Genomic DNA, 21,217 nt, shown 5'->3' on the forward strand with positions numbered 1-21,217 from the left:
GTTACCCGCGGCGCCTTCGTCATTTCACGTGAAACGCTTGAACGCTTAAGCAGCGCTCTGCTGCTGCTCACGCTGCTTGTCTGCATCCACGACGTTGCCACGGACCGAGGCGATCAGTGCGGTGAACGCCGCGCCCTCGTGCATCGCCATGTCGGCCAGCACCTTCCGGTCGAGATCGACGCCGGTGACCTTCAGCGCGTGCATGAACTGGCCATAGGTCAGGCCTTCGGCGCGGACGGCGGCGTTGATGCGCTGGATCCACAGGGCGCGGAAGCTCCGCTTCTTTACCTTGCGGTCGCGATAGGCGTACTGCCCGGCCTTCTCGACGGCCTGGCGGGCGATGCGGATGGTGTTCTTGCGACGGCCATAATAGCCCTTCGCATTTTCCAGGATCCGCTTGTGCTTGGCGCGGGTGGTTACACCCCTTTTGACGCGTGCCATGTCTTATCCGCTCCTTACTTAAGGCCGTAGGGCGCCCAAAGTTTCACGCGCGCCGTGTCGGCGTCGGCGAGAACTTCGGTGCCGCGGTTCTGGCGGATGTACTTGGCGTTGTGGCTGATCAGCCGGTGGCGCTTGCCGGCGACGCCATGCTTCACCTTGCCGGTGGCCGTGAGCTTGAAGCGCTTCTTCACGCCGCTCTTGGTCTTGAGCTTGGGCATTTTCGTCTCCTTGTTGCCCCTTGCGGGGCGACGTTATGCAAACCGCCACGGCAGCCCTCACTGGCCGGGCCGTTTGTTTTTCCACTAAGCTGGAAAGCGGGCGCCTATAAGGGGCTGCGTCTCACAAGGCAAGGAGAGTCGCGGTGACACAATCAGGTGAACAGCAATCCTGGGCCGGAGTCTTGCCCCACCTCACCATCCGTAACGGACGCGCCGCGGAAGCCATCGACTTCTACCGCCGGGCCTTTGGCGCGAAACTGAGGGACGAACCGCATCTTGCGGACGATGGCAAGCGCATCATGCACGCGCACCTTCAGGTCAACGGCGGCAGCCTGATGCTGAACGACGATTTTCCGGAATATGGCGGTGCCGCCGCCTCACCGGGAAGCTTCACCCTGCACCTTCAGGCCGATGATTCGGACGCTCTGTGGAATCAGGCGCTCGAGGCTGGCGCGACGGAGCGAATGCCGTTGGCCGACCAGTTCTGGGGCGACCGGTACGGCCAGATCGAAGACCCATTCGGCTTCCGCTGGTCGATCGGGTCGACTGCCGTGCTCAAGCAGGACTGAGGCAGGCTCCAAACCGGCGACCTGCGCGTTAGGGGCGGACTGTTGAACTGGAGATCACCGCCATGGCTGACAATAGCTTGTCCGACTTGAGCGAAGCGATGCGCGACATCGACTTCTGCATGCTTTCCACCCGCGCCGCCAACGGCGCCATCGCCGCCCGCCCGATGAGCAACAATCGCGAGGTCGACTATGACGGTGACAGCTATTTCTTCACTTGGGCGGATTCGCACACCGTGGAGGACATTGGTCGAGACCCGCAGATCGGCCTCGGCTTTCAGGGCAAGGGCAGCATCCTTGGCAAGCCGGGCATCTTCATCTCGGTCGAAGCCGAGGCCGAAGTCATTCGCGACAAGGCGCAGTTCGCCGAGCACTGGACCAAGGATCTCGACCGCTGGTTCGAACAGGGCATCGACACGCCGAACCTGGCCATGATCAAGGCCCGCGCCACCCGGGTGCACTATTGGGACGGTGGTGACGAGGGTGAGGTGAAGCTGTGATTCCCTACCAGGGCACCGGCTGACCCTGATAGTCGAGGAAGTCGCCCGATTGTCGGGGCGAAAGCCCCGCAATGACGCGGCGCATGCCTGCGATGCTGTCGCCAGGCGTGACCGGCGCACTGGCGCCGCCCATGCGGGTCTGGACCCAACCCGGATGAAGCACCGCGCAGGTGAGATCCGGGTTGGCGAGGGCTAGCGTGCGCCAGGCCATGTTGAGCGCGGTCTTGGACGAGCGGTAGGCCAGGAAGCCGCCGCTGATGTTGTCCGCGATCGAGCCCATCCGCGTGCTGATGGCGATCAGCTTGCCATTCGCCGAACGCACCTGCGGCAGCACGGCCTGAGCCAGCAAATAAGGCGCCACGGTGTTGACGGCGAAGGTGTCGAGCCACTCGCGCGCTTCCGCGGCATTGGTGGCTTCACGCGGACCGTAGGTGCCCGCATTGGCGATCAACAGGTCCAGTGGACGCTCAAGGCGCAAGTTGGCGACCGCCTGAAGATCGCTCATGTCCAGGTCAAGGACCTCCATCCCCTCCGCCTCCAGCTCGACCGACGACTGACGCGCGGTGGCGATCACATCCCAGCCCTCGCCTCGATACTGGCGCACGAATTCCAGCCCGAGGCCGCGATTGGCGCCGGTGATCAAAACGGTTGGCATGGAGGGGCTCCGGTTGTGATTAGTCGAACAGGCTGGAAACGCTCGACTCGTCCGCAATTCTCCGGATCGCCTCGGCCAGCAGCGGCGCAATGGTGAGGCGGCGGATTTTCGGAGAGTCTTCCCCGACCTCGCCGGAGAAGATCGAATCGGTGACCACCAATTCGGTCAGTTCGCTGCCGGCTACACGAGCGGCCGCTCCACCGGACAAGACCCCATGGGTGACGTACGCCACCACATCCGTCGCACCTTGTTGGCGCAGGGCCGCGGCGGCGTTGCACAGGGTGCCAGCCGAATCGACGATATCGTCGATCAGCACGCAGAATTTGCCCGACACATCGCCGATGATGTTCATGACCTCCGACTCGCCCGCGCGTTCGCGGCGTTTGTCGACGATCGCCAGCGGCGCATTGTTGAGTCGCTTGGCAAGGCTGCGGGCCCGGACGACGCCCCCGACGTCCGGCGACACCACCGTAATCTCGCGATCGGCAAAGCGGGCGTGGATGTCGGCGCTCATCACGGGCGCGCCGAACAGATTGTCCGTGGGAATGTCGAAAAAGCCTTGGATCTGTCCAGCATGCAGATCGACCGACAGGACGCGATGGGCTCCGGCGGTAGTGATGAGATTGGCCACCAGCTTGGCGCTGATCGGGGTGCGTGGGCCTGGCTTTCGGTCCTGCCGGGCATAGCCGAAATATGGAACGACGGCCGTGATTCGCTTGGCCGACGCGCGGCGCAGCGCATCGATGCAGATCAGCAATTCCATCAGATTGTCGTTGGCGGGATAGCTGGTCGACTGGATCAGGAAAACGTCCTCCCCGCGGACGTTCTCGTGGATCTCGACAAACACTTCTTCATCCGCGAACCGGCGCACGCTGGCCTGGGTGAGAGGGATTTCCAGATAGTCGGAGATCGCCTTGGCAAGCGGAAGGTTCGAGTTGCCGGCCAGCAGTTTCATTGCACACCCCCAGGAAGCTGGCCCCCTCTAGCGGGCGATGGCGTTGGACGAAAGTGTGCCGCCCGCTAGAGATAGCGCCATGACGACCCGCCTCCGCATCGCCCTCGCCCAGATGAATCAAAAGGTCGGTGATCTGGCCGGCAATGCCCAGGCGATCTTGCGGCTGCGGCGAGAGGCGTCGGATGCCGACGTGCTGCTGGTGCCGGAGCTCCAATTGACCGGCTATCCCCCCGAGGACCTGGTGTTGAAGCCCGAGTTTCTCGCGCGCGCGGCCGAAGAGGCGGCCCGGCTCGTCGCGCTGACCGCCGAGCCGGGGCCGGCGCTGATTTTCGGCTCGATCGTGGTGCGCGAGGGCAAGGCCTATAACGCGATGATCGTCGCGGACGAGGGGCGCGAACTGTTCGTGACGCTGAAGCGAGAGCTGCCCAACTACGGTACTTTCGACGAAAAGCGGGTGTTTGCCGCCGGTCCGCTGCCGAGTGTGTTCGAATACCGGGGGGTGAAAATCGGCCTGCCGATCTGCGAGGACATCTGGCTGGACGACGTGTGTGCCCACCTTGCGGCCGAGGGCGCGGAGCTGCTGCTGGTCGCTAACGGCAGTCCGTACGAACTCGACAAGGATCATATCCGCCGCACTCTGATCGAAGAACGGGTGCGCAGTACCGGATTGGCGATGGTCTACCTCAATCGGGTCGGCGGGCAGGACGAGCTGGCGTTCGACGGCTCATCGTTCGTGGTCAATCCGGATGGCCGACTGGTGGTCCAGATGCCCGACTGGGAAGAACGTCTGCTGCTGACCGATTGGGAGCGAGGCACGGACGGGCGTTGGGTCTGTCTGTCGCGGGAGCGCGATGTGCTCGACGATTATCCCGCCGATATCTACCATGCGATGGTCGTGGCGCTGCGCGATTATGTCGTTCGCAACGGTTTTCCGGGCGTGATCCTGGGCCTTTCTGGGGGCATCGACAGCGCCTTGTCGGCGGCGGTGGCGGTGGACGCGCTCGGGCCGGACAAGGTCTGGGGCGTGATGATGCCGTCGGTCTATACCGGCAGTGCCTCGGTCGAGGACGCCAAGGAATGTGCACGACTGCTCGGCTGCCGCCATGACGTCATTCCGATCGTCCCGGGCGTGGAGGCCCTTGGAACGATGCTGGCCGAAGCTTTTGCCGGAACGCGGCCGGGTCTTGCGGAGGAAAATATCCAGTCGCGGCTGCGAATGGCCACGCTGATGGCCTTGAGCAACCGTTTCGGACACATGCTGCTGACCACCGGCAACAAGTCCGAGATGAGCGTCGGCTATGCGACGCTGTATGGCGACATGGCCGGCGGCTATTCGGTGTTGAAAGACGCCTACAAGACCACCGTGTTCGCCTTGTCACGGTGGCGCAATCGGATAGGCCCCGAAGGTGCGCTTGGACCGGCCGGTCCGGTGATGCCGCAAAGGGTGATCGACAAGCCGCCCTCCGCCGAGCTTCGCCCGAACCAGAAGGACGAAGACAGCCTGCCGCCCTACGACCTGCTCGATCCGATCCTGGTCGGTCTGGTCGACGAGGAACGTTCGGTTGCCGAGGTGGCGGCAAGCACCGGTGCCGACTTGAAGATCGTCGCCGAGATGGAGAAGCTAGTCCTGCGGGCCGAGTACAAGCGACGGCAGGCGCCGCCTGGGGTGAAGATCGGGGGCCGCAACTTCGGCCGTGACCGGCGCTATCCCATCACCAACGCGTTCCGGACGGCACGCGCATGAGTCAAGGCACTGCCCTGCGGTTTGACCGAGTGCGGACTGCCGCCTAGGCGCTCGATCATGAGCGTTGTCACTCGTTTCGCCCCATCCCCGACCGGCCGCCTGCATGTCGGCAACATCCGTACGGCGCTGCACAACTTCCTCTTCGCGCGACGTCATGGCGGCAGGTTTCTGCTGCGGATCGACGATACGGACCGGGCGCGGTCGACGGTCGAGAACGAGGAACAGATTCGCGACGACCTCGCGTGGCTTGGCCTTCATCCCGATGACGGCGTCCGCCAATCGGACCGCTTCGATCTTTACGAGCGCGAATTCGAACGGCTGCGTGCGGGCGGGCGGGTCTACGCCTGTTATGAAACAACCGAAGAGCTGGAGCTGCGCCGCAAGATCCTGCTCGGGCGAGGCCTGCCGCCGGTTTATGAGCGCCCCATAGGCGAAAACCAACCCGTCGAAGGTCGCACCCCGCATTGGCGCTTCCGCCTTGACCATGACCAGCCGATCGGCTGGACAGACCTTATTCGGGGGGAACAGCGGTTCGACCCGAGCCTCCTTAGCGATCCGGTCATCCGTCGGGCGGACGGTTCCTGGTTGTACCTGTTGCCCAGCGTCATCGACGATATCGACCTTGGGGTCACCCACATCGTGCGCGGCGAGGACCATGTGTCCAACAGCGCGGTGCAGCTGCAGATGTTCGCCGCGCTCGGTCACCAGCCGCCGCAGCTGGCTCACGAAGCGCTGCTGGTCGCCTCTGAGGGCAAGTTGTCCAAGCGGCTGGGAGCAGTCGGGGTACCGGCAGTACGGGAAGCTGGACTCGAGCCGATGGCGTTACTGTCGTTGCTCGGCCGGCTGGGAACGTCGCTTCCGGTCGAGCCGCTCACCAGCATCGATGCGTTGGCCGAGGGATTTGATTTCGGCCATTTCGGACGGGCGCCGGCGCACTTCGACTTTGCCGACGTGACGCTGCTGAACGCCAAGCTGTTGCACATATCACCCTATAGCGCCGTGGCCGACCGACTTCCGGCGCCGCTGGACGCTCGAGATTGGGAAATTCTGCGGTCTTCGCTGCATCGACTTGACGAGATCGGCGAGTGGCTCCCCGTTCTTGATGGCGACATTGGAACCGCCTCGCTCGACGAGGCAGACCGCCGTTTCGTCGCTGAGGCGGCCGACGTCGCGGAAGGCATCGATTGGTCGGACGATCCCTGGCACGCACTGACCAGCGTGCTTAAGGAGCGGACAGGCCGCAAGGGCAAGGCGTTATTCCTGCCACTGCGACGCGCACTTACCGGCCGCGACTCGGGGCCGGAAATGAAGCCGCTTGTGGAGCGAATCGGGCGCGCACTGAGCATCGAGCGATTACGCGCGGCCGCTAACGGCTGAAATCCGCCAGTTCGAGAGATACGCGGTGTAACTATCAGCCCTTGCGGGATAGATGTTATGATGTAACATTGCCTCCTTGTTGAAGGAGGTTGTCATGCTTGCTTACGCTGCTCACCGCCACTCTCGTCGCCAGGTTAGCCCGCCCACTTTGGTTCTCATCGTCGGTGCTCACGCTGTCGCACTTGCTTTGCTTGCGACTGCGAGGATGGACGTGGCACGCAGTCTGCCGCCGGTGATCACCGATGTCTTCAACGTGCCCGAACCACTGCCGCCCGAACCCGAGATACAGCCGCGCCCGCCCGAGCCGTCGCCGCAACCGCCTCGTTCGGCAATCGACAGCCCGCCGACGCTGGTGCCGGTACCCCCGCGGCCAGGACCATTAATCGACCTCACTCCAGCACCGCCGAATCCGGGACCGCTTGTCGGCACAAATCCGGAGCCGACTCCAGTGCCAGTCCCGGTCCCGGTGCCGCTCCCGACGCCGGTACCGGGTGTGAGCAGCAAGGCCGTCCTGCTCACCTCCGGGGATCGGCTCCGCCCGCCATACCCCGCAAGCAAGATCCGGCTGGAAGAAGAAGCGAGCCTTCGTCTGCGCCTCGGCATCGATGAACGTGGCAGGGTGATTTCGGTCGATCCGGTCGGCACGGCAGATCCCGAGTTTCTCGCTTCGGCCAGAACTCACCTGATCCGACACTGGCGATACAAGCCGGCGCAGGCCGACGGAAAGGCGATCGCGACTTCGATTGTGATTACGCTCCGGTTCCGACTGGACGACGCCTGAAAAGGTGAAGGGCTGGCGGCGGCCGTTCGCCAGCCCTATCTTCAGGCGATGCCCGTCTTTCCCCGCCCGTCCAGCCCGCGCGTCGCCTGGGCCGATCTGCGCGCATTCCTGTCCCGGCGAAGCCGTGAGCAGACGATCGGAGCACTGCTTGCACTGCTGATCACGGCAGTCATCATCGTCGTCTTCTTCCTCGATGCGACGGTGAATACGGCCCCGCCGGCCGAGGTCGTTTATGTCGAAAGCTACGGCCCGGACCGGACCGACGCCGACATCATTGCCGACCAGAAGGAGCGGCAGGCGCAGCGAGAAGCGGCGCAGAAGGCGCGGCAGGAGGAGTATCGCAAACTGCAGGATCAGCTCGGCATTGAGTGACGCCGGCTTCATGGCCGAGGCGATCGCCCTTGGCGCTGCGGCACGTGGAACGACCGCTCCCAATCCCAATGTCGGCTGCGTGATCGTCCAGTCAGGCATCATTGTGGGGCGGGGAGCTACCCAGCCCGGCGGACGGCCTCATGCGGAGGCCGCTGCGCTTAGCCAAGCGGGCGCGGCAGCCGGCGGAGCCACCCTCTACACCAGCCTGGAACCCTGCGCTCACCGAAGCGTGCGCGGCCCGACCTGCGCCGACCTTATCGCCAGCGCCGGCGTCGCCCGTGTGGTGGGCGCGCTCGAGGATCCCGATGACCGGACCGCCGGGGGTGGCTTCGAGCGGCTGCAAGCTGCTGGTGTGCAGGTCGACGTGGGACTGGGAGCCGAGGCGGCCCGGCAATCGATGTCGGGCTGGTTTTCCAGGCTGAGGCTCGGGCGGCCGCTGGTCACCCTCAAGCTGGCCTTGTCGATCGACGGCAAGATCGCCCTTCCGTCCGGTGAATCCAAATGGATCACCGGAGAAGATGCGCGCGCCCATGTCCATCTGGAACGGGCGCGCGCCGACATGATTCTGGTGGGCCGTGGTACCTTTTTGGCCGACCAGCCGAAACTGGACGTTCGCCTGCCCGGCCTGGAGGACCGCTCCCCGCGCCGTGCTTTGCTGACCCGCGGGGAGGCAGTTGACGGCTGGGCGACTCTTCGTGCGCCCGAAGACGTGTTCCGACTTCATGACGTCAACGACTTACTGGTCGAGGGTGGGTCCTCGACGGCAACGGCCTTCCTCGCCGCCGATCTGGTCGATCGCATCTTGCTCTATCGCGCGCCGATCATCATCGGAGAAGGGAAGTCGTCGGTTGGCTATATTGGTCTCGACGCGATCGGCGACGCTCATGGGCGCTGGCGGGTCGCAGCAGAGCAGGCGCTTGGCATCGACCGGCTCGAGGTCTACGAGCGCGTTCGCTAATGTTCACCGGCATCATCACCGATATCGGCACGGTCCGATCTGTCGAGCAACGCGGCGACCTGCGTCTGATTGTGGGCTGCGGCTACGACCTAGGCGGGGTCGACCTCGGCGCCTCGATCGCATGTTCGGGCGTGTGCCTGACGGTGGTGGACAAGGGCTCCGACTGGTTTGCCGTGGATGTCTCGGGCGAGACCCGGTCGCGAACGGCGCCGGGCTTGTGGACGGAGGGCGCGCGGTTGAATCTGGAACGCGCGCTGCGAATGGGCGACGAGCTTGGCGGGCACCTTGTGACCGGGCATGTCGACGGTCTCGGGGACGTGATCGGCCTTTGCCCCGAGGGCGACTCCACCCGCGTCGGAATTCGTGTCGCCCGGGAGCTTGGCCCAATGATCAGCGCCAAGGGCTCGATTACGCTGGATGGCGTGTCTCTGACCGTCAATGAGGTGAGCGACGCCGACGACGGTACCCATTTCGCCATCAATCTCATCCCGCATACAAGTTCGCTGACGACGCTTGGCGACCTCAGAGCTGGCCGACAGCTGAATGTGGAGGTCGATATCCTGGCTCGCTATCTGCAGCGCATGTTGCCTGCCCGAGACCATCAGAAAGTGCATCGCGTCAGCTAGACATCACATCGCAGTGTGATTAAAGTTCGGCGTTATGTCTACCAACCTCATCGATCGGCTGCACGCGATCATCGAGACGGGAGAGATCAGCCGGGCCGGTCTTGCTCGTGCGGCGGGGCTGCATCCAAACTCCCTTCGCAAATTGGGCTCCGCGGACTGGAACCCGACCGCCGACACCCTGCTGCGCCTTGAGAAACTTCTGCAAAAAGGCACGACCGAGGTCCTGGTCGGAGCCGAACAGATCATCGACGAGGCGCGCAACGGCCGGATGTTCATTCTGGTCGACGATGACGACCGCGAGAACGAGGGCGACCTTGTCATCCCGGCGCAAATGGCGACTCCCGATGCCATCAATTTCATGGCCCGCCATGGCCGCGGACTGATCTGCCTCGCGCTGACGCAGGAGCGGGTCGAGCAGCTGCAGCTGCCGCTGATGGCCCGCACCAACGGCACGCGCCATGAAACCGCTTTCACCGTTTCGATCGAGGCCAAAACCGGTGTGACGACCGGGATCAGCGCCGCCGACCGGGCCCGCACGATCGCCGTGGCGATCGATTCCGCCAACGGTGCCGATGCGCTGGTGTCCCCCGGGCATGTCTTCCCGCTCGTAGCCCGGCCGGGGGGCGTACTGGTACGTGCTGGCCATACGGAGGCCGCGGTCGACGTATCACGCTTGGCCGGACTCAACTCCTCTGGCGTGATCTGTGAAATCATGCGCGAGGACGGGACCATGGCCCGGCTCGACGACCTCGTCGATTTCGCCCGTGCCCACGGCCTCAAGATCGGAACCATTCGGGACCTCATCGCCTACCGGCTGAAGAAGGACCACATGGTCGAGCGCGTGGCCGACACGACGTTCGTCAGTGCGGGCGGCAAGAGTTGGCAGGCGCAGGTGTTTCGGGACAAGGCAACCGGGGCCGAGCAACTTGCCCTGGTGCTAGGTCCGATCAACAGCGAGCAGCCGGTTCTGGTGCGCATGCACAGTCTCGACCTGTTTGCGGATGTGCTTGGCGAAAGCTGCTCGCGGTCGGGCCTGTTGCACGGCGCCATGCGGATGATCGAAAATGAAGGATCGGGCGTGGTCGTGGCGCTGCATGCCGCCGCCCCGGGCTCCTTGTCCCGCTCGGCCGACCGCCGCGCCGGCAAGCAGGTCGAGGAAGGTGAAGCCCTCCGCAGCTACGGCATTGGCGCGCAGATTTTGGCGGCCCTTGGTATTCACGACATGATCCTGCTCACCAATACGCGCCACTCGCCCGTCGGGCTGGCCGGCTATGGCCTGGCAATCGTCGAGGAGCGCTCCATTCCCTGCCCGGAGAACAGTTAAGTGGCGAAGGTCCTCATCGTCGAAGCGCGCTTCTATGGTCATCTGAACGACATGCTGCTGGAGGGTTGTCGAGTGGTCCTGGAGGCGGCTGGTCACGCCCATGAGACCATCACCGTCCCGGGCGCGCTGGAGATCCCCGGGGCGATCGCGGTGGCGGCGGACGGGGGCGAATTCGACGCATATGTCGGGCTGGGGGTCGTGATCCGCGGCGAGACCTATCATTTCGAAATCGTCGCCGGCGAAAGCGCGCGCGGGATCATGGCGCTCACCATGGACGGCATGCCGGTAGGCAACGGGATCCTGACGGTCGAGAACGAGGCACAGGCGCTTGTCCGGGCCGACCCGACGCAGGGCGACAAGGGCGGCGATGCCGCCCGTGCGGCGCTGACCCTGCTACAGGTCCAGGAACGCTTCGCCTAGCCGAGCGCCAGCAACACCTCGTTGCGCCGAAGCGGCGGCGGGATCATCGGGGAATTGTAAAAGGCATATTCCGGTTCTGCAGTAGCGGCAGTCTCGCCGTGTCGGGCCAGCCAGCCCCGCAGCGCATCTTCATGCGCCATCAGCCGATGATCGTCGGCCACTCCGTTGAAACGGGCCACCCCGACCCGGCGGGCCGGAACCTCGACCAGTTCGATGCCTTCGGGGGGTTCCGGCAAATCAAGCGCATCGCGCCCTTCGGGCATGACGAAGCGGACCCGCCAGCCTTCCGCCAGAGCATCGTCGAACATCGGCGGATCGCTGCTCATCGGGTTGCCGGCGTCCTGCAAGACGGGCACGGTCATCGGCAGTTCCTCGCCGGAGCGGGACTTGGCGAAGATATAGTCGGCCAGCCGCCGGAAACCCTGATTGAGCGCGTCCTTGCGCGGCCCACGAACGACCGTCTCGGCAACGGTGATCGCCGGATAGCTTCGAATTTCGAACTCGCGGTCACTGACCAGGACCCGGTAATCGGGACCGGGAGTGGCCTTTTCGCGCAGGACGTAGGCAATCCCCAACCCCAGTAGCAGGCCGCCACCGGCCAACGCTCCAACCCGCCAATCCTTGCCCATTACGAAACTCCTTTTCCAGCAGGAGAATGAATCAGGCGGCGCGCTGTTCCGGCAGACTGGGATAGTCGGTGTAGCCCTCCGGCCCGGGTGTGTAGAAGGTCCGTGGGTCAGGCTCGTTGAGATCTGCCTCGGTCCGCAGGCGATCGACCAGGTCGGGGTTGGCCAGGAACGGCCGGCCGAAGCTGATCGCGTCGGCGACGCCCTCCTCCAGCCGGCTCTGCGCGGTATCACCGACATAGTCCGAATTGAGGATCAAGGCTCCGCCGAACACCTTGCGGATCGCCGGACTGACCGGGGCGACGTCGGTCGGCAGGAAGGTCGACTGATCGCCCGGCTCGCGCAGCTCGAGGCTGGCGATTCCGAGCTTGCCAAGTTCAGCGCCGGCTGCCGTGAAGAGTGTATGCGCGTCGCTGTCGTTGCATCCCTGCACCTCCCCATTGGGGCTAAGCCGGACGTGGGTTCGCCCGGCGCCTGCCTCCGCCACCAGGGCCTGTGTGACCTCCCGCAACAGCCGGACCCGGTTCTCGACAGAACCACCGTAATCGTCTTCGCGCAGGTTGGTGCCGTCGCGCAGGAATTGGTCGATCAGATAACCATTGGCGCCGTGCAGCTGCACCCCGTCGAACCCGGCCGCAAGCGCGTTGCGCGCGGCATGGGCATAGTCGTCGATGGTGCGGCGAAGATCATCAAGCGTTGCGGCGCGAGCCAGCTCGTACGGCTTTTTGCCGTCATAGGTGTGGGCCTTGAACGGCGCGGTCGTGGCACTGGCCGAAAGGGGCGCTTCCCCAGCCAGGAAATCGGGATGCACGAGGCGCCCCATGTGCCATAGCTGAGCCACGATCCGTCCGCCGGCACGATGAACAGCCTCGGTCACCGGCTTCCAGCCCTCCACTTGGGCGTCGGTCCACAGACCGGGCGCGAACGGCCAGCCGAGCGCCTCCGGGCTGGTGCCCGTGCCCTCGGAGATGATGAGCCCGGCGGCCGCGCGCTGGGCGTAATATTCCGCCATGAGCGGTGTCGGCACGCCCTCGCGAGTGGCCCTGCCGCGCGTGAGCGGAGCCATGATGATCCTGTTCGGCAGACGGAGGTCGCCGATGGTGATGGGGTCGAAAAGGTCTGGCATGGCGCCACAGATGGTCACGAGACCGGCGCTTGGCTAGGGGGCTGGGGGTGAGTTCTTCCCGCGCTTCCCCGCTCGCCTTCGTCGCCCTGCTGGTCGGCAACGCAGCACTTGCGCTCGGCCCATGGCTGGTCCGTCTGTCGGACGTCGGCCCGGGGGCGGCGGGCTTTTGGCGCCTTGCGCTGGCCCTGCCGTTTCTAGCAATGATTGCCGTCGCCGCCGGGCAACCGCTGCGCTTGCCCCGCCCGAGCATCATCGTCGCCGTCGCATTCGCTGCGCTCTTCTTCGCCGCTGATCTGATTGCATGGCACGCGGGCATTCCGCTGACCAAGCTCGCCAATGCGACCTTGTTCGGCAACATCTCCAGCTTCCTGTTCGCGGCCTATGGCCTGTGGCTGGTGAGAAGTTGGCCAAGCGCGCGTCAGGGCAGCGCGCTCTTGCTGGCGGCGGCGGGCTGCGCGGCGCTGATGTGGGGCAGTGCGGAGCTTTCCGCCCGCCATTTGAGGGGGGACCTCCTGTCCTTGCTCGCCGGACTGCTTTACGCTGGCTACCTGATCCTGATCGAGCGTGCGCGCGGCGAATTACAGCCGCTTCCGACGGTGATCTTCGCGAGCCTGTTCGGTGCGGCCATGCTGCTTCCGTGGGCGCTGCTGACCGGGGAAAGATTGTTTCCGTCCGACTGGACCGGCGTCGTTCTGCTGGCGTTGGGCAGTCAGGTGGTTGGCCAGGGGCTGCTGGTCTATGCGCTCGGGGTCGTGCCGCCGCTGGTGGTTGGGCTCGCACTGCTGACGCAGCCGGCCCTGTCGGCGGTGATTGGCTGGCTGGCCTATGGTGAGACGCTGACCCCGCTCGATTTCCTCGGGGCGCTCGCAATCGCTGCCGCCTTGGTGCTGGTACGCTTGCGCGAACCGCCCGAAAGGACCACTTGAGCGGCATGGACTTGGTCACCCCCCTGGAGCGCATCCGCCGCCAGCTTGCCCTTTCCATTGGCGAAAACGCCGCGTTCGATGGCTGGACACCCGCTGCCGTGGACGCCGCCGCCGATGCCGCCGGGGTCGAACGGGCGCAGGCCAGGCTCGCCTGCCCAAAGGATCCGGTCGGTTTGATCGACCTTTACGGCCAGGCCGTCGACCGCGAGCTGGAGGCAGCATTTCCGGCCGAGCGAATTGCCTCCATGAAGATCCGGGCGCGCATCCGGGAATTGTTATGGACGCGCCTTCAGGTTCAGGCTCCAGCGCGTGAGTCGATCCGACGGGCATTGGCGATCCTCGCCATGCCGCAGAACCTGTCCGCAGCGGCGAGGTTGGCGTGGCGCAGTGCGGACGTGATGTGGCGTATCGCCGGGGACACGGCGACCGATTACAATCATTACACCAAGCGGCTGACCCTGTCGGCTGTTTACGGCTCTGTTCTCCTGCATTGGCTCAATGACGAGAGCGAAGCCTTTACTGCCACGGCCGCGTTCCTCGATCGCCGCATCGACGAGGTCATGCGGTTTGAAAAGTGGAAGGCCGACTGGCGGGCCGGCAGCGATCGGCGGCCGAGCTTCACCCGCTTCGTCGCTCGCCTGCGCTACCCGCCGCGCTGACCGGAGCGGACAAACCCACTAGCCAGCGCCTTTCGTTATTGATAATCAGTCGCAGAAATGACGGTCGCGACTCCCTCCTCGCATTTTGCATTGCCCCTCGACCAACTTGGCGTCGGTAGTCGGGCGCAGATTCACGATGTCGACTGGGACCTGCTCGACCCGGGCGAGGCCTGCCGTCTTCGCCACTTTGGGTTCGACGAGGGCGTGATGGTCGAACCGCTGCATCATGGCCCGGTTGGTCAGGATCCTCTGGCCGTTCGGGTAGGCCGGATGACGGTGGCGATCCGTCGCAGCCATGCCCGGGCGATCAAGGTCAGTCTGACCGCCTGAACGGAACCAAACCCAAGTGAACCCGGCACCTCTCGTTGCGGTGGTCGGCAATCCCAATGCCGGCAAAAGCGCCCTTTTCAACGCGCTGACCGGCGCGCGCCAGAAGGTCGGCAATTACCCCGGGGTCACGGTCGAACGGAAAAGCGGGCGAACGGCCTTGCCGGACGGGCGGCCGGTCGAGCTGGTCGATCTGCCCGGCGCTTACGGGCTCGACCCGTCGAGTCCGGACGAGGCGGTCACGCGTGACGTCTTGCTTGGCAAGTTCGCGGGCGAGCGGCGGCCGGACGGACTGCTGATCGTCGTTGACGCATCCAACCTCGACAACCACCTCCGCTTTGCCCTGCAACTCATCGGCCTTGGCCTGCCGACAGTGGTTGCGCTCAACATGATCGATATGGCTCGCCGCGACGGGCTGGACATCAGTGCGGATCGGCTGTCGGCCGAACTGGGCGTGCCGGTGATCGAGACCGTGGCCGTTCGCCGTCGCGGTACCGATGAGGTGCGTGAGGCGCTCGCCCAACAGTTGCTCGGGCCGAAGCCGCAGCCGCGCGCACAGCCGCTCGATCCGGCCCGCCGGGCGCGGGCGATCGCGGAAGCCGCGCTGGTCAGCGAGACGCCCGTGCGCCGCTGGACCCATCGGCTCGATCGCGTCCTGCTGCATCCCCTTGCCGGGCCGCTGATCCTGACGGTCGTCATGTTCACCATGTTCCAGGCGGTATTCGCCTGGTCCGAGGCGCCGATCGCCTGGATCGAAAGCGGCATGGAAGCCGTGGGCGCAGCGGTGACCGAAGCGCTGCCGGAGGGGTGGCTGCGATCCCTGCTGGTCGACGGTGTGATCGGTGGCGTCGGGGCCGTGGTGGTCTTCCTGCCTCAGATCCTGATCCTGTTCCTGTTCATCCTGTTGCTGGAAGGCACCGGCTACATGGTTCGGGCGGCCTTCCTGATGGACCGGTTGATGAGCCGCGCGGGCCTTTCCGGCCGGGCGTTCATTCCTCTGCTGTCCAGCTTTGCCTGTGCGGTCCCGGGAATCATGGCCACACGCACCATTGATAACGAGAAGGATCGCCTCACCACCATCCTGGTGGCGCCGCTGATGACCTGCTCGGCCCGGCTGCCGGTCTATACTTTGATCATCGCTGCCTTCATTCCCGACCGGAACGTGGCGCCCGGCGTGAACCTGCAGGGCGTTGTCATGTTCGCACTCTACCTTGCCGGAATCGTCGGCGCCCTCGGCGCCGCGCTGCTGCTGCGCAAGACCGTTGCGCGCGGCGCTTCCAGTTTCTTCATGATGGAGCTGCCCAAGTATCAGCTTCCGGCGGTCAAGGACGTCGCGCTCGGCCTGTGGCAACGGACGGTCATCTTCCTGAAGCGGGCTGGCGGAATCATCCTCATGACCACGGTCGTGCTGTGGGCGCTGGCGAGCTTCCCGCAGGCCGGACCCGGCGAAAAGCAGAGCGAGGTGTCGATTGCCGGGCGGATCGCGTCGGGCATCGAGGTTGTCGTGAAGCCGATCGGCTTCAATCACGACATCGCGCTCGCGCTGCTTCCGGCGATGGCAGCGCGTGAGGTTGCGGTGTCGGCCATCGCCACCGTTTATGCGATCGATCAATCGGACGAGGAGCAGATGAACCAAAGCCTGGAGGAGCGGCTGGGCGGCAACTGGCCGCTGCCGACGGCGCTGGCCTTCCTCGCCTGGTTCGTCTTCGCCCCGCAGTGTATCTCCACGATCGCCGTCACCCGGCGTGAGACCAACAGCTGGAAATGGCCCGCATTCATGGTCGGCTATCTGTTTGCGCTGGCCTACATCGCTGCGGGCGCAACCTACTGGACGGCAGTGGCGCTCGGCTTATAGCTGGTCTCCAGATTCATGGAGATTTGAATGGCGGGCAGCGTCAACAAGGTCATTTTGGTCGGCAACCTGGGCAAGGACCCGGAATCGCGCAGCTTCGCCAACGGCGGCAAGGTGGTGAGCTTCAGCGTCGCCACGTCGGAAAATTGGAAGGACCGCACGTCCGGCGAGCGCAAGGAAAAGACCGAATGGCACAATGTGTCGATCTTTTCCGAAGGCCTGGCCCGGGTGGCCGAGCAGTACCTCAAGAAGGGCAGCAAGGTGTATCTCGAGGGCCAGTTGGAAACCCGCAAGTGGCAGGACCAGTCCGGCAACGACCGCTACACGACCGAGGTGGTGCTGCGGAACTTCAATAGTTCGATGGTCCTGCTCGATGGCCGGGGCGAAGGCGGCGGCGGTGGTCGCGGCGGCGGGTTCGGCGGCGGCAGCTATGACGACGGCGGGTTCGGCTCTGGCGGCTACAGCGGCGGCGGTGGCGCAGGCCGGGGCGGCCAGTCACGTCCTCAGCCTGCGACCTTCGACAACGACCTAGACGACGACGTTCCGTTCTAAGCTATTCGAGCTTCCTCTTCAGCGCGGCCAGCGCCGCAAAGGGGCCGGCCTGTTCTTCCGTCAGCACCCCCGCCTCGCGCAGCGTCGAATCGGCAACCGGGCTTCGCGGATAAGGGTCGAGGGCAAGCGCAAGCGTATCGGCCAGCGCGGTGCCGAGATCGATCGTCTGCCCATCGTGGAAGGCCACGTCGCACTCGTCTTCGGACAATTCGATGTCGGCATCGGGTTCGGGCGTCGGCTCTGGCAGGAACAGCAACTCGAAGGGTTCATCGAGGCTGGCCGGGACAGGATCGCCCGTCGCGACGCAGCTTTGTTCCAGCAGCGCCTTGATGCGCCCTTTTGCAGTGACCCGCTCTCCATCGCGTTCGAGCACCACATGGCAATCGAATCGGCCGAGCGAAGGAAGCCGCAACCGCTGGGCGATCGCGTCGCGTTCGGCCTCGTCGGCGCTGAGGTCCAGGCGTTCGCCATCGCGGATCTGCATGAGGTTCAGATGGTGAGCAAAGCCGGTCATGGCAGCGCTCCTTCCAACAGGGCTTCGTCGCTGCGGCTTTCGAGACCTGCCCAGAACAATCTCAGCTGCCGTTCCACATGCTGCTGCGCAGCCTCGGCGACGTTGGCGCCACGGTAGACACTTCGTTCCGTCACCGCCTCCCAGCTTTCGCGGCCGTCGACCGCCCCGCGCCACGCACCGACCCGGCCGCCCAGCGCACCGATCAGCTTGCCGACCTTTTTGCCCATGACCGGATCGCCGGTACCAAGCTGGCGGTGCTCGGCATCCATGTTCTCGACGAAACATTCGGCCAGGCTGACACTGGCCAGCCGCGCATTTTCGCCGCCGTTCTCAAGCCGCAGGTCGACCAGTGCCAGCAGGGTTGCAAGCATGGCGAAGCGGCCTTCCAGCGTGTCCGGCACCTGACCGTCCAGATACCAGTGCGGTTGACGGGCGCGGGCGACCACCTGCGCATACAGCGGCGCTGCCATCCGCTCCTCGCGCCGAAACAGTCGCATCAGCGAGCCCATACTCATCCTCCGTTCAGAACAACCGCGTCATGCCGCGCCTCACTTGCGCGCCGAGGGCTGCCCGGGATATTGACCCGCGCACGAACCGGCGCAAGGGCGCAGGGCAGGAGTATCAAGGTTCATGGCCGTTCGTTTGTCTCAGGTCGCGGTTCTCGCCGCTGCAGCCGCCCTTATCGCGGGTTGCTCCGGATATCGTGACCGCAAGGGCTTCATCATGGACCAGGAGCTTGCGTCCGCCGTTCAAGTCGGTGTCGACAACAAGGATTCGGTCACGCGGACTTTGGGCCGCCCGACTTTCACTGGCCAGTTCGATCCCAACGAATGGTATTATGTCAGCCGCGGCACCACGGCGATCGCCTTCCGGCTGCCTCGGGTCACGGATCAGACAGTGATGCGGATCCGGTTCGACGCGGCGGGTAACGTCACTTCGATCGATCGCACTGGTAAGGAGCTGATCGCGTCGATCGATCCGTACGGCAAGGAAACGCCGACGCTGGGCCGCGAGAAGAGTTTCTTTGAGGAAATCTTCGGCAACATCGGCGTGGTCAACAACGCCGGTCTGCCCGGGGGCAATCAGCCGCGCCAGTAAGGTGCTACCCGCGTCCCGGCTTTTCTCCTAAGCGTCTTCGCATGACGGCGCACCCGGACGGCATGACCTATGCCGATTATCTGCAACTCGACTCGCTGCTGGCGGCGCAACGGCCGCTATCCGCGCTGCACGACGAGATGCTGTTCATCATCATTCACCAGACCAAGGAACTCTGGTTGAAGCAGATGCTGCACGAAGTGAAGCTTGCCGTGCAGCAGGTTCGGGCCGATCGATTTGCGGAGGCCTACAAGTCGCTGGCGCGGGTCAGCCGCATCCAGTCGGTGATGACCCTGAGCTGGGACGTGCTCGCGACGTTGACCCCGGTCGATTACGGTCGCTTTCGCGACGTGCTCGGTACATCGTCCGGCTTTCAGTCGGCTCAGTTCCGCGAACTGGAATATCGCCTTGGCATCAAGGACCCTCGGTTTCTCGACTATTACGAGGGAGGTACGGAAGGGCATCGTCGGCTGGAGCTCGCGCTTAGCGAACCCAGCCTGTGGGAAGAGGCAGACGCAGCCCGCCGTCGGGCCGGAGCGAGCAGCTGGCTCCACGTCTACCGCGACGCCGAAAAGTGGTTTGAGCTTTACCAGCTGGCGGAAAAGCTGGTTGATATCGATGATGCGCTCGCGGGCTGGCGGCACAAGCATGTGCTGACGGTCGAGCGGATCATCGGCGGCAAGACCGGGACCGGCGGTTCCGCGGGCGTCAAATATCTGGAATCAACCCTGACCAAGCGCGCCTTTCCCGAACTCTGGTCGCTGCGCACCGAATTGTGAGCTTCAAGCACCTTTTTTCCCGCTCCCTGGGGGCCGCGCCGGAGCGGCTGCACATGGCGGCGCACAGCCACCATTTGTGGCCCGACGTCAGCTTCGACGGGCAGGTCGAGTGCTGGAACGACGCCGCCCGCCTGGCCGACGCCAAATGGGACCGCATCATGGGCGAAGTGTGGCCCGAAGCCCAGCGCCATGTCGCGGAAGAGCTAGGGACCGGGCGACCCGACGCGATCGTGTTCGCGGCCAACACCCATGACTTCCTGGTTCGACTGGCCGCGGCCGCACCGCGCCGGGCCGGCAAGCCACTGCGGATCCTGACCACCGACGGAGAATTTCACAGCGCGCGTCGTCAGTTCGCGCGGTGGGTCGAGGCCGGGGAAATCCAGCAGACGATCATTGCGGCGGAACCCTTCGATACCCTTGCCGAGCGGTTTGTGGAGCAGGCGTCCGGCGGCGGCTTTGACCTGATTCTCGTAAGCCAGCTACTGTTCGGCAGCGGGCAGGTCTTCGCGGCCGTGGAGGAACTCGCGACGTTTGCCGATCCGGCCGGCCCGTGGGTGGTGATCGACGGCTATCACAGCTTCATGGCGGTGCCGGAGCCGCTAGGCGGCCTTGGCGACCGCGTCTTTTTCCTCGCCGGCGGGTATAAATACGCAATGGCGGGGGAAGGGATCGGCCTGATGCATTGCCCTCCCGGCTTTGGCGAGCGGCCACCGGTCACCGGCTGGTATGCCGAATTCGAGGATCTGTCTTTGCCGCCGGGTCACGTCGGTTACGCCCGCGACGCGATGCGGTTCATGGGAGCGACCTTCGACCCTTCCGCGCTGTATCGGTTTAACGCAATTCGGCGAATGCTGTCCGGAGAAGGGCTGAACACTGCGATCATCAGTCGGCGGATCGCGACCCTCCAGGCGCGGCTGCTCGCCGAGATCTCGTCGAGTCCACTTGGCACAGCGGACTTGCTCAACCCGCTTGGTAGCGGTCCGCATGCCCGGTTCCTGGCGTTGCGCGATCCTCGCGCCGCCAAGTGGCAGGCGGCCCTGGCGACCCACCATTGTGTAACGGACGTGCGCGGCGATGTGCTGCGGATCGGGCTTGGGCTTTACCATGACGAGGCGGATGTGGAGCGGTTTGCGCACCTCGCCCGCAAGCTATGACCGGCGGGCCACGAGCCCTTCGCTCAGCAGGCTATTGACGGCGCCGGCCACGCGCTCCTCATCCTCGTCGCCCCACACGCCGAAGCGCAGGCCCAGAAAGACGTTGGCGCCCATCAGCGCCCATGCCTGCACCTCTCTCTCGAACTCATCCTGCACCGGGCGAAACTCACCCCGCCGCTCACCCTGTTCGAGGCGGCTAGCGATCCGGTCTGCCGTGCTGCGATAATGGCGCTGAAATCCCTCGGGGTCGACGAATTCGGCTTCGTCGATGATGCGGTACACCTGCTTGTTGCGGCGGACGAAGCGCAGGAAGGCCGCCAGCGCCCGGCGCTCGCCATCCAGTGAATCGCTCGACTCGCCCAAGGCCGGAGCGACCGCCAGCCGGACTTGATCGGACATGTCCCCAACCAGCGCGCGGAACACCGCCTCCTTGCTGTCGAAGTAGGTGTAGAAAGTCCCCAACGCGACCTTCGCTCGCCCGGTGATCCCGACGATTGAGCTTTCAGCGAAGCCACGGTCGCCGAATTCCTGCAGAGCTGCATCGAGAATGCGGCGAAGCGTGCGCTCGCCCCGTGGCGTTCGCGGGGCCTTGCCGTCGCTGGCTTTGGCGCGCGTCGTCGAATCAGTGCCGACCGAGCCGCGCCCCTTCACCCTGGCGTCGCTCATATTC

At 64.9% G+C, this 21,217-nt stretch carries 27 protein-coding genes; 18 read left to right on the forward strand and 9 right to left on the reverse strand.

From position 1 onward, the window contains the following. Nucleotides 1-45 precede the first annotated feature (45 nt). Together rplT and rpmI are read right to left on the reverse strand one after the other, a co-directional pair. Nucleotides 46-441: a 50S ribosomal protein L20 gene (rplT, locus tag AC4GYS_RS03800; RefSeq protein WP_491107772.1), complete on the reverse strand. Its 396-nt coding sequence runs from the start codon at nucleotides 439-441 to the stop codon at nucleotides 46-48. Between the two features lie 14 nt (nucleotides 442-455). Continuing rightward, a complete protein-coding gene (gene rpmI / locus AC4GYS_RS03805; protein ID WP_029941637.1) occupies nucleotides 456-659 on the reverse strand; it encodes a 50S ribosomal protein L35 in 204 nt (67 codons plus the stop codon). A gap of 143 nt (nucleotides 660-802) precedes the next feature. On the opposite strand from rpmI, the gene AC4GYS_RS03810 reads away from it, so the two are divergent. Together AC4GYS_RS03810 and AC4GYS_RS03815 are read left to right on the forward strand one after the other, a co-directional pair. Next, nucleotides 803-1,228, forward strand: coding sequence for a VOC family protein (locus AC4GYS_RS03810; RefSeq protein ID WP_491107773.1), 426 nt, complete (start codon nucleotides 803-805; stop codon nucleotides 1,226-1,228). A 62-nt stretch (nucleotides 1,229-1,290) separates the two neighbouring features. Continuing rightward, nucleotides 1,291-1,725, forward strand: coding sequence for a pyridoxamine 5'-phosphate oxidase family protein (locus AC4GYS_RS03815; RefSeq protein WP_491107774.1), 435 nt, complete (start codon nucleotides 1,291-1,293; stop codon nucleotides 1,723-1,725). A 4-nt stretch (nucleotides 1,726-1,729) separates the two neighbouring features. On the opposite strand, the gene AC4GYS_RS03820 is transcribed toward AC4GYS_RS03815, so the two are convergent. Further along, nucleotides 1,730-2,380 carry an SDR family oxidoreductase gene (locus AC4GYS_RS03820; RefSeq protein ID WP_491107775.1) on the reverse strand — a complete coding sequence of 217 codons (651 nt, stop codon included), beginning with the start codon at nucleotides 2,378-2,380 and terminating at the stop codon, nucleotides 1,730-1,732. Nucleotides 2,381-2,399: 19 nt separating this feature from the next. Next, nucleotides 2,400-3,335 (reverse strand): ribose-phosphate pyrophosphokinase, encoded by a 936-nt coding sequence (locus tag AC4GYS_RS03825; RefSeq protein WP_491107776.1) that lies wholly within the window; start codon nucleotides 3,333-3,335, stop codon nucleotides 2,400-2,402. 79 nt (nucleotides 3,336-3,414) lie between these two features. On the opposite strand from AC4GYS_RS03825, the gene AC4GYS_RS03830 reads away from it, so the two are divergent. From AC4GYS_RS03830 to ribH, 8 genes are all read left to right on the forward strand, one after another. Continuing rightward, on the forward strand, nucleotides 3,415-5,079 hold the full coding sequence (locus AC4GYS_RS03830; RefSeq protein WP_491107777.1) for an NAD+ synthase: 1,665 nt from the start codon (nucleotides 3,415-3,417) through the stop codon (nucleotides 5,077-5,079). Nucleotides 5,080-5,136: 57 nt separating this feature from the next. Next, nucleotides 5,137-6,456: a glutamate--tRNA ligase gene (locus AC4GYS_RS03835; protein WP_491107778.1), complete on the forward strand. Its 1,320-nt coding sequence runs from the start codon at nucleotides 5,137-5,139 to the stop codon at nucleotides 6,454-6,456. A gap of 205 nt (nucleotides 6,457-6,661) precedes the next feature. Beyond that, nucleotides 6,662-7,237, forward strand: a complete 576-nt coding sequence (locus AC4GYS_RS03840; RefSeq protein WP_491107779.1) for an energy transducer TonB — start codon at nucleotides 6,662-6,664, stop codon at nucleotides 7,235-7,237. Nucleotides 7,238-7,285: 48 nt separating this feature from the next. Further along, nucleotides 7,286-7,609, forward strand: a complete 324-nt coding sequence (locus tag AC4GYS_RS03845) for a hypothetical protein (RefSeq protein WP_491107780.1) — start codon at nucleotides 7,286-7,288, stop codon at nucleotides 7,607-7,609. Between the two features lie 10 nt (nucleotides 7,610-7,619). After that, a complete protein-coding gene (ribD, locus tag AC4GYS_RS03850; RefSeq protein ID WP_491109353.1) occupies nucleotides 7,620-8,567 on the forward strand; it encodes a bifunctional diaminohydroxyphosphoribosylaminopyrimidine deaminase/5-amino-6-(5-phosphoribosylamino)uracil reductase RibD in 948 nt (315 codons plus the stop codon). Next, nucleotides 8,567-9,193 carry a riboflavin synthase gene (locus tag AC4GYS_RS03855; protein WP_491107781.1) on the forward strand — a complete coding sequence of 209 codons (627 nt, stop codon included), beginning with the start codon at nucleotides 8,567-8,569 and terminating at the stop codon, nucleotides 9,191-9,193. The genes ribD and AC4GYS_RS03855 overlap by 1 nt, the downstream gene beginning before the upstream one ends. 34 nt (nucleotides 9,194-9,227) lie before the next feature. Further along, entirely contained in the window at nucleotides 9,228-10,517 is a 1,290-nt protein-coding gene (gene ribB, locus AC4GYS_RS03860; RefSeq protein WP_491107782.1) for a 3,4-dihydroxy-2-butanone-4-phosphate synthase, read from the forward strand. After that, nucleotides 10,518-10,937 (forward strand): 6,7-dimethyl-8-ribityllumazine synthase, encoded by a 420-nt coding sequence (ribH, locus tag AC4GYS_RS03865; protein WP_491107783.1) that lies wholly within the window; start codon nucleotides 10,518-10,520, stop codon nucleotides 10,935-10,937. On the opposite strand, the gene AC4GYS_RS03870 is transcribed toward ribH, so the two are convergent. Further along, nucleotides 10,934-11,566 carry an SOUL family heme-binding protein gene (locus AC4GYS_RS03870; RefSeq protein WP_491107784.1) on the reverse strand — a complete coding sequence of 211 codons (633 nt, stop codon included), beginning with the start codon at nucleotides 11,564-11,566 and terminating at the stop codon, nucleotides 10,934-10,936. The two genes, ribH and AC4GYS_RS03870, sit on opposite strands and share 4 nt — an antisense overlap. Nucleotides 11,567-11,597: 31 nt before the next feature. Continuing rightward, a complete protein-coding gene (locus AC4GYS_RS03875) occupies nucleotides 11,598-12,689 on the reverse strand; it encodes an alkene reductase (protein WP_491107785.1) in 1,092 nt (363 codons plus the stop codon). Nucleotides 12,690-12,736: 47 nt separating this feature from the next. On the opposite strand from AC4GYS_RS03875, the gene AC4GYS_RS03880 reads away from it, so the two are divergent. Genes AC4GYS_RS03880 through ssb form a run of 5 tightly spaced genes read left to right on the forward strand, consistent with a single transcriptional unit; the run spans nucleotide 12,737 to nucleotide 17,005 of the window. Further along, nucleotides 12,737-13,615 carry a DMT family transporter gene (locus AC4GYS_RS03880; RefSeq protein WP_491107786.1) on the forward strand — a complete coding sequence of 293 codons (879 nt, stop codon included), beginning with the start codon at nucleotides 12,737-12,739 and terminating at the stop codon, nucleotides 13,613-13,615. Nucleotides 13,616-13,620: 5 nt separating this feature from the next. Then, nucleotides 13,621-14,274 carry a COQ9 family protein gene (locus AC4GYS_RS03885; protein ID WP_491107787.1) on the forward strand — a complete coding sequence of 218 codons (654 nt, stop codon included), beginning with the start codon at nucleotides 13,621-13,623 and terminating at the stop codon, nucleotides 14,272-14,274. Between the two features lie 57 nt (nucleotides 14,275-14,331). Next, nucleotides 14,332-14,604, forward strand: a complete 273-nt coding sequence (locus AC4GYS_RS03890; protein WP_491107788.1) for a FeoA family protein — start codon at nucleotides 14,332-14,334, stop codon at nucleotides 14,602-14,604. A 16-nt stretch (nucleotides 14,605-14,620) separates the two neighbouring features. Continuing rightward, nucleotides 14,621-16,456, forward strand: coding sequence for a ferrous iron transporter B (gene feoB / locus AC4GYS_RS03895; RefSeq protein ID WP_491107789.1), 1,836 nt, complete (start codon nucleotides 14,621-14,623; stop codon nucleotides 16,454-16,456). A 27-nt stretch (nucleotides 16,457-16,483) separates the two neighbouring features. Further along, nucleotides 16,484-17,005, forward strand: a complete 522-nt coding sequence (ssb, locus tag AC4GYS_RS03900; RefSeq protein WP_491107790.1) for a single-stranded DNA-binding protein — start codon at nucleotides 16,484-16,486, stop codon at nucleotides 17,003-17,005. A gap of 1 nt (nucleotide 17,006) precedes the next feature. On the opposite strand, the gene AC4GYS_RS03905 is transcribed toward ssb, so the two are convergent. Together AC4GYS_RS03905 and AC4GYS_RS03910 are read right to left on the reverse strand one after the other, a co-directional pair. Then, nucleotides 17,007-17,519 (reverse strand): YceD family protein, encoded by a 513-nt coding sequence (locus tag AC4GYS_RS03905; protein WP_491107791.1) that lies wholly within the window; start codon nucleotides 17,517-17,519, stop codon nucleotides 17,007-17,009. After that, a complete protein-coding gene (locus AC4GYS_RS03910) occupies nucleotides 17,516-18,028 on the reverse strand; it encodes a ubiquinol-cytochrome C chaperone family protein (protein ID WP_491107792.1) in 513 nt (170 codons plus the stop codon). Before AC4GYS_RS03910 ends, AC4GYS_RS03905 begins: the two co-directional genes overlap by 4 nt. A 121-nt stretch (nucleotides 18,029-18,149) precedes the next feature. Here AC4GYS_RS03910 and AC4GYS_RS03915 point away from each other — a divergent pair, with 121 nt between their 5' ends. Genes AC4GYS_RS03915 through AC4GYS_RS03925 form a run of 3 tightly spaced genes read left to right on the forward strand, consistent with a single transcriptional unit; the run spans nucleotide 18,150 to nucleotide 20,547 of the window. Beyond that, nucleotides 18,150-18,617: an outer membrane protein assembly factor BamE gene (locus AC4GYS_RS03915; RefSeq protein WP_491107794.1), complete on the forward strand. Its 468-nt coding sequence runs from the start codon at nucleotides 18,150-18,152 to the stop codon at nucleotides 18,615-18,617. A gap of 41 nt (nucleotides 18,618-18,658) precedes the next feature. After that, nucleotides 18,659-19,393: a tryptophan 2,3-dioxygenase gene (locus AC4GYS_RS03920; protein ID WP_491107795.1), complete on the forward strand. Its 735-nt coding sequence runs from the start codon at nucleotides 18,659-18,661 to the stop codon at nucleotides 19,391-19,393. Next, nucleotides 19,390-20,547 carry an aminotransferase class V-fold PLP-dependent enzyme gene (locus AC4GYS_RS03925; RefSeq protein ID WP_491107796.1) on the forward strand — a complete coding sequence of 386 codons (1,158 nt, stop codon included), beginning with the start codon at nucleotides 19,390-19,392 and terminating at the stop codon, nucleotides 20,545-20,547. The genes AC4GYS_RS03920 and AC4GYS_RS03925 overlap by 4 nt, the downstream gene beginning before the upstream one ends. On the opposite strand, the gene AC4GYS_RS03930 is transcribed toward AC4GYS_RS03925, so the two are convergent. Beyond that, nucleotides 20,542-21,213 (reverse strand): TetR/AcrR family transcriptional regulator, encoded by a 672-nt coding sequence (locus tag AC4GYS_RS03930; RefSeq protein WP_491107797.1) that lies wholly within the window; start codon nucleotides 21,211-21,213, stop codon nucleotides 20,542-20,544. The genes AC4GYS_RS03925 and AC4GYS_RS03930 overlap by 6 nt on opposite strands. Nucleotides 21,214-21,217 lie beyond the last annotated feature (4 nt).

The organism is Sphingomonas sp. SP1 (assembly GCF_058313395.1).